Below are 13694 nucleotides of genomic sequence, written 5' to 3'. Positions count from 1 at the left end.
GCATCAGCGCAGTTTGTTTGATGCAAAGCTGTTTAATTAATTGGTTAAATTGCAAGGAAGTATGATGACGTTAGGTAGCGTAAATTTTAGTCGATCAGCTAGCCTGATGGGTCTTGGCCCATTGGCGCAAAAAAACGAGCAGGGCAGTCTCGGCGAAAAATTGGTGGTTGTGAAGAACTCGTCGCGAGAGTTCAAAAGCATCGTTGATAAATATGGGATTGATCTGAACCTTGATCATGTGGCCAAAGCCCAGGCTCAGGAATCATCGATAATTTTTGCCCATAGAAGTCCAGAGGGTCATATCAATCTCAAGACCGGTTTATATATTTCGGACCCTCAGGCGGGGGATAAGTATGGGGTATTCAGATTCCATGAAGGCCCTGCGACAGTAAAATATCAGGTGCCGGAGTGCACCAAACTCAACGTTGACGAGCATAGTCTGAACGCGCTGCGGGATACTTATCATCAGATTTCAGGTGTCACCAGTTTCTTGAGGAATGTTCTTGATCTGATCCCAGGCAAGGACTTGGATATATTTTTAAGTCGTCCTGAATATTTTTCCTATCTGCCGCCCGTGAGTTCGGGTTCCAACGGCTTCCTGATTTTTCCGAATGCACCTTATATTGATTTGAATGCTCTCTCCGCAAGTCCCACCGAGCTCAAGGACCGGCGAAACGGTATATGCCTGGGCGCTTATGCCATTCACCCCAATCAAAATCTGTCACTCATCGAAAAGATGGGCGTCGCCACTGGTTTTGCAGAGTCGCAGGTCAAGGCCGATCACACCGATAACAAGCGCACGCTATCAGACATAGAAGCAGGTACCGATGTTAAGTATCTGGCCTCGATTCTTGATTTGGGTGCTGAAGACATCGGAATGTTGAAGGCGTTGCAGCGGCACGTGCTCAGCCATTTGGCCGAGACTTACGATGTTGACGCCAATGTCGATAAGGTCCAGTTGTATTTCCACTTTCCGCCTGCTGATGTGACCGCTACGTTGCACCTGCATGCACGTGTCAACGTTGCCGATCATCCCCTTAACCATGCTCGCTCTTTTGGATTGAGTGATGTCATCAAAACACTGGAGGGTGGCGGAACGATGAACGAGCTGGTTTTAGGAAGAAACGATGGTGTGTTGTACACGTTAGTCAATGAAGCTGATTCCATCCGAGTCATACCCGAAAAATCCAGGTCGGAAAATCCGTACACGCTGAAGCTAACTTGATGGTGTTGTGAAAGGGGTTAATGTTGCGTCCATTATTTTTGCAAGGTGCTGCTGGTTGTGCCGAAGGCGTGAAGATGATGCAACTCAGGTAGGTTTTGGTCCCACAGTTCGTGTCGCGGTTTCCTACGTCTACAGCATCCAGCTCCTACGGACTCCTCCTAAACATCTTCCTATAGTCACGCAGCTCGTCTCCCGAGCCCGATCACACCCCGGGCTCGATCGCGCTTCAGTAACTTTCTATGGAGAAATGCTAGTGTATGGACAGTACAACTGATCAAACACCGGCTCAGTCATATGTTTTTGACCGCTGGTTATTGCAAAGCGATGGAACGCTGATGCGAGAGGGACAAGGAGTTCACGTTCCACCCAAAGAGTTGCAGGTGCTGCGCCAGTTGTTGCGGTCGGCGGGTACGGTCGTCCACAAGGATTACCTGCTAGACCATGTCTGGCCGCGAATGGATGCGGCGGAGGAGTCGTTGACCCGTTGTATCTATGCGCTGCGCAAATTGTTCAGGGAGGACAAGGATTACATTGCGACGGTTTACGGCCAGGGTTATCGATTCACCGGTTGCGTGGTTGAGCTCGATGTGCCGAACCAGCCGAGGGTGATAGCGCCGTCGCTGGCGGTTTTGCCTTTTCGTCACCTGGATGAGATGGCGGCGCTGGATCTGCAGGACCTGATGATCCGTCAACTGACCACGGCATTCGGCGAGGCGCTGCACGTCATTCCCTCGGGGCTGATCGCGTCCGCCCTGGTATCGGCGGATTCACGGTCGCTGGCCGGGCGACTGTCGGCAGATTATTGCCTGAGCGGGCGTCATATCAGCTTGGGTGAACAGCGACACTGGTCGGTCGAATTGATTCGTGGCGGTGACCAGGCGCTGCTGCATGGGCAAACGCTGGACGCCCTCGACCGAGGGGAGGCGCTGGGCGCGCTGACTTGTCTGGTTGCTCAGCGTGTGCCCGGCTTGCGCCCCGTGGGTGATCGTTGTGGGTCTTATCCGGTGGCGATGGCCTATCTCAATGGGCTGTGCTGCTTACAGCAACACACTGCGAAAAGTCTGCGTGACGCCCTGGTGTTGTTCGGCCATTGCCTGAAGCTCGATGCCGGGTATGCGCCGCCCTGGTGCGGTGTGGCCGATGTCTGGCTGGGGCAGGTAATGATCGGACTGGGTGAGCCGGAGCGGGCCATCGAAGAAGCGCATTCGGCGGTTTCCCAGGCGTTGGCGCTGGACCCTTACAGCGTCCCGGCATTGACGCGTCTGGCGCTGCTGACCAGCCTGCGCGGTTGCGATCAGGCGGCCCAAGTGTTATTCCGGCGCTGCCTGTTGTCGGTCGACCAGGCGGATGTCCACTATTTCCATGCCTGGCACCACTGGTCCTGGCAGCGCAGCGATCAAGCTGCGCGGAGTATCGACAAGTGCCTGCAACATGATCCAGGGTGTGTCCGGGCGCAAGCCTTGCAGGCTCGAATTGAGCTTGGGCGCGATGGCGAATCGGTGGGTGCCTGGGCGTATCGGAACCTGCAACCGGGAGGCAGCCGTCATGTCCATGAGCGCTGTCTGGCATGAGCCGGCGCGGGGCTCGCTGGTTACGTTGGCCGCTTTACCTGGGTCTGATAGTGAGCATGCCTCAGGCGCACGCCTTCTGCTGGAGCAAGGCGGGCGAGGCGCATGCGATCGAGCCCGAGCTGCTGCAAGCGATTGCCGACGTCGAATCCTCTTGGCGCTCCGATGTAATCAACCGCAATGGCAATGGCACGCGTGATATCGGCCTGATGCAGATCAACAGCATCCACCTGCACCGATTGCGTGCGCGGGGTATTACCGAGCGACGGTTGCTGGCTGAACCTTGCCTGTCGGTGGAGGTCGGCGCATCGGTGCTCGCCGGGTTCATCAAGCGTTACGGTTATAACTGGACGGCGGTCGGCGCCTACAACGCGGGAAACTCTCCCGACCGTCAGGCCGCGCGGATACGTTATGCGCGCAAGGTCTGGCAGCGCTATCAAGTGTTCACCCAAGCCCGGGAATGACGGTGCCAATGACCCGGCGGGTCGGTAATTCTGATCCTGCGCAGGCCGTGATCGACAGAATCCCATCAGGAAGTCCACGGACGGATTTCCTACCCTGCTTGCTCACTTGTCTGCGCCGGAATTTCAACAGTGACAGTCCCGACGGCCACCGTTCTACAGCGCTATATCCTGCGGATCTTCAACGGTCCGTTGCAGGGTGCCGAGTTCCCGCTGGGCGAAGGCTCGACCTTGTTTGTGGTCGGGCCTGCGCAGGTGCTGGGGAACGAAACGCGTTGCGCCAGCGTTCCCGTCAGTACGATCTACGTGCCGCTGGAACAGGGTGGATGCAATTTCGAGGTATTGGCCGATCAGGCCACTTCCGATGGAACGCCGGTGCGGCTGCTGGGCGATTCGGTGGAGGTACGCCATTGTGCCTTCCAGGTCCGGGTCTGGATGGGGGGCCTGGAAATTGCCTTGCGTCCCGAAAACCAGTCCTGGGCTCCCGGACTTTTCACCCTGCCGGGCAGCGAGCCGCTTCATCAGGACGCTTTCGCAAGCTGGACTGCGCCGTCGATGCGCTGGGCGGCCGGCGGGCTGGCGCTGCTTGTGTCGGTGATCGCCACAAGTTTCTGGGGACTGCCGGAGCCGACGCCCGAGGCGGATACCCACGCATTGATCGCTGGGGCCAGTACGAAGGCGCAAGTGTTGCGCGGCCGTGATGGTTCGGTCTATGTCTTTGTCGCTTCCGAACGCGATGCCGGCTGGAGTCGGCAGGTACTGACGCGTCACGACACTTTGGCCGGTCAGGTGTTGCTGATCGATCAGGAGCGCCGTCGATTGGAGCAATTGTTGGTCGATCACGATCCGCAACTGGCTTGGCATTTCCTCGATCTCAAGGACCCCTCGGTGCCGCGTCTGCTGCTCGGCGCGCAACGCAATGTGCTCACACCGGAAAAGCAGGCAGGGTTACTTGAAGTGCTGCTCGCGGCGGCGCCGTATGCCCGCGACATCGTGGTGCAGATGCAGGACGACGCGCTGCTTGCCGACGCGGCGCAAGGTGGTCTCGAACGGCTTGCATTGGGTTTCGAGCGGACCGAGCACGAGGGCGGCGTCACGTTCGCCGTCGCAGGCAACCTGCAGGACTACGAGCTGGCCGCCGCGCGCGGGTTCGTCGATGAGTTTTACCGGCAGTGGGGTAATCGTCATGTGCATTTCACAGTCGAGCTGAAGGACGACGCGCTAAAGGGCAAGTCGTTTCAAACCGGCCCGCAGGGCTACGTCAAGACGAGTGCTTCGTCCTGGCATTTTTCCCAGACAAACAGAGTAGGTGAAGAATGAACGATACCTTGCCCATAAGGGTTCCTGAATTTCACGATGATTTTCTAGGCCAGCAAGCGGCCGCATTTGAGTCTGGCGCCGTAAAACTCAAAACAATCCTGGATGATGCCCTTAAAGAGCTCGCCAAGGATGCCTCCGATCCTACGAAACTTGCCGAATACCAGGCCGCATTTTCATCGTACACGGTGTTCCGAAACGCCCAGACCAACACGGTCAAGGGCTTCAAGGACATCGACATGGCGATCATCCAGGCGGCGCGCTGAGGCGTTCTCTTCTTCATTGGCCATTGTCCCCACGGCAATGGCCACCTGCACAGGTGCACCTATGTCCATCCAGAACCTTTCCCCTTCGCTCATCGCCCAGTCATCCCTCAGCGAGTTGCGTAGCCCCGGAGAAGTCCCGGTCGTTTCACTTGAATCACGACTGATCGAGGCGTTTGCCGGCTCGGCGGTCAACAGCGGGCAGGAAGTTTCGGCAATCAACCAGTTGACCCAGCGCGCCGATGTCACCGACCCGGAAGTGCTCGCACAGTTGCAGGAACTGACAGGGCAGTACAACGTCGACATCAATTTGCTCAACGTGCTGGTACGCAAAGCGGTAGGCACGGCTGAAACCCTTTTGCGTGCATCATGAAGCCAGGCGCGTGGCTGATCCTGTTGTGCCTCGCATTGTCGGCGTGTCGACAGCCCAGCCTGCTCGAAGGCCTGGACCAGCAGCAGGCCAACGAAGTGCTTTCGGTGCTGCAGCGTAACAACGTCGTGGCGGTTAAAGTCGATAGCGGAAAAACCGGTTATGCAGTGAAGATAGATCAGCGCGACTTCGCGGCCGCGGTCGATTTGCTCAACCTCTATTCGTTACCGTCGCGACCACGCCTGCAGGTGGCCGAGATGTTTCCCGCAGATGCTCTGGTGGCCTCGCCCCGGGCGGAAAAAGCCCGGCTGTATTCAGCGTTGGAGCAGCGTATCGAACAATCGTTGGGCGTACTTGAAGGTGTGGTTTCCGCCCGGGTGCACGTCAGTTACGACCTGGATGCCGGGGAAGGCGGGCGTGCCGCGCCGCCCATTCATCTTTCTGCGATGGTCCTGCATGAGCGCGATGTCGAACCGCAACTGCTGATTACCGATATCAAGCGTTTTCTCAAGAACAGCTTTGCGGCGGTCGGCTACGAAAACATTTCGGTGGTGCTGTCCAGGCGCGCGCCTGTCCAGCATGTCGCGCCGTCGGTGGCGGTCACGCAAGGGCGGTCGAACTGGCCTTGGTGGCTGATCGGGATAACCGCTGCGCTGGCCATCGGTGGCGCGGCCTTGGCCTATCCTGTCGTCAGGCGCAGGGTGCGGTGATGTCGTTCAATGAATGCTTGCAGGCGATCCAGGACGAACCTTTGGCCTACCTGCACCGGCAACGGCTGGTTCTCCCGGCCGGGTTCGATGGGCCTCAAGTGCGCAGCTTGCTCAATCGGATGGTGCTGGAGGGGCTGGCCCTGCAAAGGTCGGCGGTACCGCCGGCGCCGCTGACGGCTGTGGCGCAACAATGGGTTCGTCATTGGCAACAACTGCCCTACATCGCCAGGTTGATCGGGGCCGCTCGCTTGATGCCCGGCCTGGCGCGCGGCGCGGCGCTGCTGCGCCTGGCGGAACCGGTCCGCCGGTTCGCCTGCTACGGTTTCGGTAGTGGCGGCGCACTGATGCACGATGGTTCGCCTGTTTCAGTGGAGCAGGTCGATGCCGCCGGTCTCAACGCGCTAAGCAGCTGGAGCGGGCAGGTTCCGCCCATGCTGCTGGAACGCCTGCTCCTGCAATTCACCGAGCCGGTTGTTCACCTGCACAGGCAATGGCCGCTCTCCAAACCTGATCCAGCTCTTTTTTTCCTGGCGGTGCAGCATGCTCGACTCCATCCGAACCCTGACTGACCTGCCTGCCAGCAGCGATGCGTACCTGGCGCGCGAGGACATCGTCGCTGCGCGTCGCCGCCACGCCTTGCAACGTGAGGCCCAGCGTCGGGCGCGCGAGTACATCGAGCAGGCACACCGCGACGTCGAGGTGGTACACGCGAATGCGTTCCAGCAGGGCTATGCCGAGGGCATCCTGCGCGCGACCGGGCATCTGGCCGAAGCTTTGCTGGAGGCGCAAACCTTGGCGTTCCAATTGCGCAAGGACTTGTCCCGGGCGGCGGGTGAGATGCTCTCGCAAGCTTTGAGTAGCCCGCACTGGCTGGATGAAATGCTTGAGCGTTGGCTTCAGGCACAGCTACCAGACGATTCTGACCCGGTACTGTACTTGCTGCTGCCGTTGCATTGCCGTTCGCTAGGCAACGAACTGCTGGGACACTTGCGTGAACGCTGGTCCGGCAGACTGAGCCTGGAATACCACGCTCAAGAGCGTTATGTGCTGCGGCTCGCCGACCAACTGCTGGAGTTTGACGTCGAAGCTGCCCGGCAAAGGCTGGAGCCAAGGCTGTTGGCGAAAGTCGCCAATCTGCCTGAGGCAGCCCGCGCCCTGGACCAGACATCGAGACAGATGCTCATCGACTTGTGCTCGAGTTTTGCCGAGCAACCCGCAGATTCGTCACCCACTGAAGAAGCCGAGGTTCACCGTGAAAATTGAAGCAATGACCGGTGCCGGCGTGCCGGATTCAAGTGCCTGCCTGCCGGTCGAGGCCTTGGAATCCCGGCTGCTTGCCGCTCGCCAGCCGGCGGTAGAAAGCCCGTCTTCGGATCCGCAGTTCGAGCAGCTGTATCAATTGCTGCTGGCGATGGAGGGGGAAGGGGAGAAAGCGATCTACGAGTTCATCCGCACGCGACTGGGTGCAGATGGAGAGACGCGTGCGTATCCCACCGCCAAGGAGTTGCTGGGGGTTACTCAGAAGGTCTTGGTTCGACTGGTGGATGGGGGGCTGAAGGACTCATGCCTGTATGAGGAAGTCGCGGGCGCCAATGGCCTGGCGTTCTCGATGGATCTGTTCACCAAGGACTTCATGCGGCAGGTATTCCAGCCGATGGGGGATGAGGCCTGGGAAAAGACTGAGTGGTAAATGCCATGCGCCTTGGCGAGAAGCGAGGCGCAGGCGTTTTTCTGGAAGAAGTTGTTACGGCGCTGAGCGTTGGTTGATATACACGCTGCTCCCACGCGCAACGAAAAATAAGGCAGCAATCAACAGATTGGCGATATGGTCCACCGTTTCTTTCGGGATTGGCAGGGTCGAAAAGTATCGGGACGTCGAGATCAAAATGCCATTGAGCGTTTGGCCCATGGAGGTTCGTATCGCGTTGGTGGACAGCAATTGGTCAAGCGCTTGCTCGGTGGTAGGGGTTCGTAGGGCGAGGGGATCAAGCCGGTAGCCTTTTTCAGAAGCGTTCGGCTGAAAGAAATGCGTCACTTCACCCCCGAGCACTTGCCCGGCGACCTCGGCGCCGGCGTTGAAAACACCCCGCAATACATCGTGCCCCAATACCGGGACCAGGGACTCGACGATCTGGTTGGCCCGGGCCTCGACCGATAGATTGGCATCGAGAGTCATACCCGCCTGCTGTTCCGCCCAGGATGCAAGTTGAAAGGCCAGGCCTTCCGTCTCGGGCGGTAGTGGCTCGCGACTTTGCGCCATCGCGTATCCGGGTCCGGAATGCGGTGCGGTGTAGTTCATGCCTGTAAAGGACAGGAACTGAAGGGCGCCGTTCAGCGCACCGGTGGCTGCCGTGCCGTTGGCGTTGGCCGTTGTGTTGTCTTTGGTCGGGCAAAACAGGTTCACCAGGTCCTGGGCAAAAGTATAGAAGGCCATTTGTGGACCGAAGGAGGCCAATGCCGGCAGCACGGTTGGTACCGATATCGCGGCAGCGAAAGCGGCTATCGACAGCGCGAATGCGGCGAGGCGAGCCAGGCGAGTTTCTGCATTTGCAGTTCCGTTGCATTCGTCCCGGATCGCGCCGAGGGTGTTCAGTACCGGGCCGATCGCCAGGGCTATCCCACCGATAACGTTGCGAGTCAGAGGCGAGGCGGCATTGGATTGCAAGGCTTTTTCCACGGTGAACCCGATGAGCTGCCTGAGCACCGTCAAGGTGCCGGTAACCAGCCCGGTGCGCACAGTGGAAATGGTCAGGTTGCTGGCCCAGCGTCCGAGGTCGCCTTCGAATTCGTTCCTGGCCAGTTTGCCCAACTGCTCGCCGAGATAATCCATGAGGATCTTGGCGCGTTGTATGAGTGTTTCGGGCTCTGCGGAGTGTATCGAGTTATCGAACAGCTCTGGACTCTCGATATTCAGGACGATGTAGTCGCTCCGGTCTTTTATTCGGTCGGGGACGCCCTGCATCAACGCTTGTATGTCAAGAACCAGCTCCTGGACCTTGATCGGAGCATTTTCCATGCTTTGCGCTATGAGATCGGCAAGTTCATCGTTGACGCTTGTCAGTATCGGGACGATGTTGTCCACCCGCAGTCGATCCATTCGCTGATCGGGCTCATTCAAGTGTTCGAGCAGCTCGCTGTGGGCCCTGCTGCAATCGCCCATTTCTATAGTCGTGTGAAGCTTGTTCGTGGCGTTGGTAGTCGGACCGTTCGCGTTGACGCCTGATCGGTGGAAAGATGAAGTAATCAAGCCTGGAGTCGATGGGATCATTTTTCATCCTGCATGATTGAGGGGCGCGTGGCTGTTATGGCTGTTCAAGCATCAAGCGCTTCCGGGGGACTGGACTATCAAATAGCGCTCTATTGACAGGGTTGCTCGCCTGGCCTATTCCGGCCCGGCTATAATCGCCGACTCATTTCTCTGATCGAGTCAAAGCCGCCCATGTACACCCTGGCCCGTGAACTGCTGTTCAAACTTTCCCCGGAAACTTCCCATGATCTGTCCCTGGACCTGATCGGCGCGGGTGGACGTTTGGGGCTCAACGGGTTGCTGTGCAAGGCCCCGGCAAAATTGCCGGTGACAGTCATGGGCCTGGAATTTCCCAACCCGGTCGGCCTTGCCGCTGGCCTGGACAAGAATGGCGCGGCCATCGACGGGTTCGCCCAGCTGGGGTTCGGCTTCGTTGAAATCGGCACCGTGACGCCGCGTCCGCAGCCGGGCAATCCCAAGCCACGGCTGTTTCGTTTGCCGCAGGCCGAGGCAATCATCAACCGCATGGGCTTCAACAACCTGGGCGTCGATCATCTGCTGGCCCGTGTGGCTGCTGCCAGGTACAAGGGTGTGCTGGGGATCAACATCGGCAAGAACTTCGATACGCCGGTGGAGCGCGCCGTCGACGATTACCTGATCTGCCTGGACAAGGTCTACGCTCACGCCAGTTATGTGACCGTCAACGTCAGTTCGCCGAACACACCAGGGCTGCGCAGCCTGCAGTTCGGCGATTCGCTCAAGCAACTGCTGGCCGACCTGGCGCGACGTCGCGCGGAACTGGCGGTGACGCACGGCAGGCATGTGCCGCTGGCCATCAAGATTGCCCCGGACATGAGCGACGAAGAAACCGCCCAAGTGGCCCAGGCCTTGATCGAGACCGGCATGGATGCGGTGATTGCCACCAACACCACGCTGGGCCGCGAAGGTGTAGAAGGCCTGGAGCATGGTGACGAGGCGGGCGGCCTGTCCGGCGCTCCGGTGCGCGACAAGAGCACCCACACGGTGAAAGTGCTGGCCGGCGAATTGGCGGGACGCTTGCCGATCATCGCGGCGGGCGGTATTACCGAAGGCCGGCATGCCGCCGAGAAAATCACGGCAGGGGCGAGCCTGGTGCAGGTTTATTCCGGGTTCATCTACAAGGGCCCGACGTTGATTCGCGAGTCGGTGGATGCGATTGCGGCGTTGGGTTGATTAACCCTTTCTTGAAGGCGAAGCAGACCCCCTGTGGCGAGGGAGCTTGCTCCCTCTGGGTTGCGCAGCAGTCCCAAACCCATCACCGCGGTGTGCCAGGCTGATACCCGTCAGCTTTTATGGGGCTGCTGCGCAACCCAGCGGGAGCAAGCTCCCTCGCCACGGGGTTTTGGGAAGCCCATTAAAAAGGGCTCCTCAAGGGAGCCCTCTGGGCCGTAGCCCGCCGCCCGGATGGGACGTGCGTGGTTAAAACGATTTGAATGTCAGATTGTCGGGTTTTTGATTATCAGGGCCCTGTGTCAGCCGACGGCGTGAAGTTCGTTGAGTCTGTGGATACCCGCAGTGCCGGTCATACCGTCCCAGTTGTCGCCGCGTCCTTCTCGCCAGCCGTTGATCCAGGCTTGACGTACCGACGGTAGAGTAAAGGGGCAAAGCTCACGGGATTTACCACCAACGCCATATTGGTAACCGCGTAAAAATGCTCTTTCCAACGGATCACGCTTAAGTCTTCTCATAGGGTGTTGCCCTCACTTGTTGACTGTTGCTTAGCGTCGACCTCTATCGAGGCCGGGGCAGAATCATTCTGCCGTTGGTGGCTCGTTGCCGGCGTGACGAGCCAAGGGTGTTGACGCCGTTGCGACGTCAACCTGTGGTGAGTTCTAACCAAAGCGTCACATGGATGGAATGATCGTTTTGTCATAAGCACGTAACAAGAAAGATGTTAGTGCGATAAGTAACATCATGTTCGGCGCCCGCTTTTGCGTCAGACCCCTGTATGATCAGCCCTGCGCCGAAGGGCGGTCGCCGATGTCGAATGAGAATGTCCCCCCGTTGCACTCGGGTACTATTCGACGAAAGGGACAACTTTTCACAATTTGTTGCACAGAATTTTCTATCTGTCCTCGCATCTAAGCTCTTTGAACCTGAGCGGCGAGTACGGAACGGCACACGTTCGTGCCACGCGGGTGCTCTTGAGAAAAGCACCTGATTGAACCCGGCCCGGCAATGCGTTGCCCGGCCCACTTAGCCAAAGGCTCTGGAATCCCATGTCCGATCGTTTCGAACTCTTCCTCACTTGCCCCAAGGGCCTCGAAGGCCTGCTTCTCGAGGAAGCCGTCGGGCTTGGCCTTGAAGAGGCGCGCGAGCACACCTCGGCCGTTCGCGGCATCGCCGACATGGAAACGGCTTATCGCCTGTGCCTGTGGTCGCGCCTGGCGAACCGCGTATTGCTGGTGCTCAAGCGCTTCGCGATGAAGGACGCTGAAGACCTGTACCACGGCGTGCTGGATGTCGACTGGCAAGACCACATGCTCGCCGATGGTACCTTGGCGGTCGAGTTCAGCGGTCACGGCTCGGGCATCGACAACACGCATTTCGGCGCCTTGAAGGTCAAGGACGCCATTGTCGACAAGCTGCGCACGCCGTCGGGCGAGCGGCCATCCATCGACAAGCTCAACCCGGACCTGCGCATCCACCTGCGCCTGGACCGTGGCGAAGCAATCCTGTCCCTCGACCTTTCGGGCCATAGCCTGCACCAACGTGGCTATCGCTTGCAGCAGGGCGCCGCCCCGCTGAAGGAAAACCTCGCCGCCGCCATCCTGATTCGCGCCGGTTGGCCACGCATTGCCGCCGAAGGCGGGGCGCTGGCGGATCCGATGTGCGGCGTCGGCACGTTCCTGGTGGAAGCCGGAATGATCGCCGCCGACATGGCGCCGAACCTGCGTCGCCAGCAATGGGGCTTTACCGCCTGGCTCGGCCACGTGCCGGCGTTATGGAAAAAACTCCACGAAGAAGCCAGCGAGCGCGCCGCCGCCGGGCTGGCCAAGCCACCGTTGTGGATTCGCGGCTACGAAGCTGACCCACGGCTGATCCAGCCGGGCCGCAACAACGTCGAACGTGCGGGCCTGAGCGAGTGGATCAAGATCTATCAGGGCGAAGTCGCCACCTTCGAGCCGCGCCCGGACCAGAACCAGAAGGGCTTGGTGATCTGCAACCCGCCATACGGCGAGCGCCTGGGCGACGAAGCGAGCCTGCTCTATCTCTATCAGAATCTCGGTGAACGCCTGCGCCAGGCCTGCCTGAACTGGGAGGCCGCGGTGTTCACTGGCGCGCCGGACCTGGGCAAGCGCATGGGTATTCGCAGCCACAAGCAGTATTCGTTCTGGAACGGCGCCTTGCCGTGCAAGTTGCTGCTGATCAAGGTGCTTCCGGATCAGTTCGTCACTGGCGAGCGTCGCACCCCGGAACAACGCCAGGCCGAGCGTGAACAGGCTGTCTACGATCAAACCCCTGAAGTACCGCAAGAGCGCCAGTACAACAAGAATGGCAACCCGATCAAACCGGCCCCGGCGCCAGCCCCTGTGGTCGAGCAGGCGCGGTTGAGCGAAGGCGGGCAGATGTTCGCCAATCGCCTGCAGAAAAATCTCAAGCTGCTGAGCAAGTGGGCCAAGCGTGAAGGCGTCGACTGCTACCGGGTCTATGATGCCGACATGCCGGAATATTCCATGGCCATCGACCTGTACCACGATTGGGTGCACGTCCAGGAATACGTCGCGCCGAAGTCCATCGACCCGGAAAAGGCCTCGGCCCGGTTGTTCGATGCGCTGGCGGCCATTCCCCAAGCCTTGAATGTCGACAAGAGCCGCGTCGTCATCAAGCGCCGCGAGCGCCAGAGCGGCACCAAGCAGTACGAGCGCCAGAGCGCCCAGGGCAAGTTCACCGAGGTCAACGAGGGCGGCGTGAAGCTGCTGGTCAACCTCACCGACTACCTCGACACCGGATTGTTCCTCGATCACCGGCCAATGCGCTTGCGGATCCAGAAAGAGGCCGCCGGCAAGCGCTTCCTCAACCTGTTCTGCTACACCGCGACCGCCAGCGTCCATGCCGCCAAGGGTGGCGCGCGCAGCACCACCAGCGTCGATTTGTCGAAAACCTATCTGGACTGGGCGCGGCGCAACCTGTCGCTCAATGGTTTTTCCGACAAGAACCGCTTGGAGCAGGGCGATGTCATGGCCTGGCTTGAAGCCAGTCGCGACGAGTACGACCTGATCTTCATCGATCCGCCGACGTTCTCCAACTCCAAGCGCATGGAAGGCGTGTTCGACGTGCAGCGCGACCACGTCCAGCTGTTGGATCTGGCCATGGCGCGCCTGGCGCCGGGTGGCGTGCTGTATTTTTCCAACAACTTCCGCAAGTTCCAGCTCGAGGACAACCTCTGCGAGCGTTACGCCGTGGAGGAAATCACCGCCGGGACCATCGACCCGGATTTTGCCCGAAACAGCAAGATTCACCGCGCCTGGAAAATCATGGCGCGCTGACCGG

General features: G+C 59.4%; 14 protein-coding genes. 12 read left to right on the top strand and 2 right to left on the bottom strand.

Annotated features, from left to right (window positions below; genetic code table 11):
* Positions 1 to 61 precede the first annotated feature (61 nt).
* The 10 genes from J3P91_RS18450 to J3P91_RS18405 all read left to right on the top strand — a co-directional run bounded on the left by J3P91_RS18450 (position 62) and on the right by J3P91_RS18405 (position 7604).
* A complete protein-coding gene (locus J3P91_RS18450) occupies positions 62 to 1225 on the top strand; it encodes a hypothetical protein (RefSeq protein WP_434601360.1) in 1164 nt (387 codons plus the stop codon).
* Between the two features lie 335 nt (positions 1226 to 1560).
* A complete protein-coding gene (locus J3P91_RS18445) occupies positions 1561 to 2796 on the top strand; it encodes a winged helix-turn-helix domain-containing protein (protein WP_434601359.1) in 1236 nt (411 codons plus the stop codon).
* A 56-nt stretch (positions 2797 to 2852) separates the two neighbouring features.
* A complete protein-coding gene (locus tag J3P91_RS18440; protein WP_434601358.1) occupies positions 2853 to 3257 on the top strand; it encodes a transglycosylase SLT domain-containing protein in 405 nt (134 codons plus the stop codon).
* Between the two features lie 129 nt (positions 3258 to 3386).
* The gene (locus tag J3P91_RS18435) at positions 3387 to 4574 is read left to right on the top strand and encodes a PrgH/EprH family type III secretion apparatus protein (RefSeq protein ID WP_434601357.1); all 1188 of its coding nucleotides are present in this window, start codon (positions 3387 to 3389) and stop codon (positions 4572 to 4574) included.
* Positions 4571 to 4837 carry a type III secretion system needle filament subunit SctF gene (gene sctF, locus J3P91_RS18430; RefSeq protein WP_434601356.1) on the top strand — a complete coding sequence of 89 codons (267 nt, stop codon included), beginning with the start codon at positions 4571 to 4573 and terminating at the stop codon, positions 4835 to 4837. Before J3P91_RS18435 ends, sctF begins: the two co-directional genes overlap by 4 nt.
* 61 nt (positions 4838 to 4898) lie before the next feature.
* Positions 4899 to 5207: a type III secretion system inner rod subunit SctI gene (sctI, locus tag J3P91_RS18425; protein ID WP_434601355.1), complete on the top strand. Its 309-nt coding sequence runs from the start codon at positions 4899 to 4901 to the stop codon at positions 5205 to 5207.
* Positions 5204 to 5914, top strand: a complete 711-nt coding sequence (locus J3P91_RS18420) for an EscJ/YscJ/HrcJ family type III secretion inner membrane ring protein (RefSeq protein ID WP_434601354.1) — start codon at positions 5204 to 5206, stop codon at positions 5912 to 5914. The genes sctI and J3P91_RS18420 overlap by 4 nt, the downstream gene beginning before the upstream one ends.
* The gene (locus J3P91_RS18415; RefSeq protein ID WP_434601353.1) at positions 5914 to 6483 is read left to right on the top strand and encodes a secretion system protein; all 570 of its coding nucleotides are present in this window, start codon (positions 5914 to 5916) and stop codon (positions 6481 to 6483) included. The genes J3P91_RS18420 and J3P91_RS18415 overlap by 1 nt, the downstream gene beginning before the upstream one ends.
* Positions 6455 to 7177, top strand: coding sequence for an oxygen-regulated invasion protein OrgB (locus tag J3P91_RS18410; RefSeq protein WP_434601352.1), 723 nt, complete (start codon positions 6455 to 6457; stop codon positions 7175 to 7177). The genes J3P91_RS18415 and J3P91_RS18410 overlap by 29 nt, the downstream gene beginning before the upstream one ends.
* On the top strand, positions 7167 to 7604 hold the full coding sequence (locus J3P91_RS18405) for a hypothetical protein (RefSeq protein ID WP_434601351.1): 438 nt from the start codon (positions 7167 to 7169) through the stop codon (positions 7602 to 7604). Before J3P91_RS18410 ends, J3P91_RS18405 begins: the two co-directional genes overlap by 11 nt.
* Before the next feature lie 54 nt (positions 7605 to 7658).
* Here the strand turns inward: J3P91_RS18405 and J3P91_RS18400 are convergent, their stop codons facing one another.
* Positions 7659 to 9182 carry a hypothetical protein gene (locus tag J3P91_RS18400; protein ID WP_434601350.1) on the bottom strand — a complete coding sequence of 508 codons (1524 nt, stop codon included), beginning with the start codon at positions 9180 to 9182 and terminating at the stop codon, positions 7659 to 7661.
* Between the two features lie 171 nt (positions 9183 to 9353).
* Between J3P91_RS18400 and J3P91_RS18395 the strand changes: the two genes are divergently transcribed.
* On the top strand, positions 9354 to 10373 hold the full coding sequence (locus J3P91_RS18395) for a quinone-dependent dihydroorotate dehydrogenase (RefSeq protein WP_434601349.1): 1020 nt from the start codon (positions 9354 to 9356) through the stop codon (positions 10371 to 10373).
* 299 nt (positions 10374 to 10672) lie between these two features.
* Here J3P91_RS18395 and rmf read toward each other — a convergent pair whose 3' ends face one another.
* The gene (gene rmf / locus J3P91_RS18390; protein ID WP_003223300.1) at positions 10673 to 10888 is read right to left on the bottom strand and encodes a ribosome modulation factor; all 216 of its coding nucleotides are present in this window, start codon (positions 10886 to 10888) and stop codon (positions 10673 to 10675) included.
* A 531-nt stretch (positions 10889 to 11419) separates the two neighbouring features.
* Here rmf and rlmKL point away from each other — a divergent pair.
* Positions 11420 to 13690, top strand: coding sequence for a bifunctional 23S rRNA (guanine(2069)-N(7))-methyltransferase RlmK/23S rRNA (guanine(2445)-N(2))-methyltransferase RlmL (gene rlmKL / locus J3P91_RS18385; protein ID WP_434601348.1), 2271 nt, complete (start codon positions 11420 to 11422; stop codon positions 13688 to 13690).
* Positions 13691 to 13694 lie beyond the last annotated feature (4 nt).

Source organism: Pseudomonas sp. Z4-7, from assembly GCF_051131965.1.
Taxonomy (GTDB): domain Bacteria; phylum Pseudomonadota; class Gammaproteobacteria; order Pseudomonadales; family Pseudomonadaceae; genus Aquipseudomonas.
Note: the sequence above shows the minus strand (reverse complement) of the source record. Positions and strands in the feature narration are given on the sequence as shown.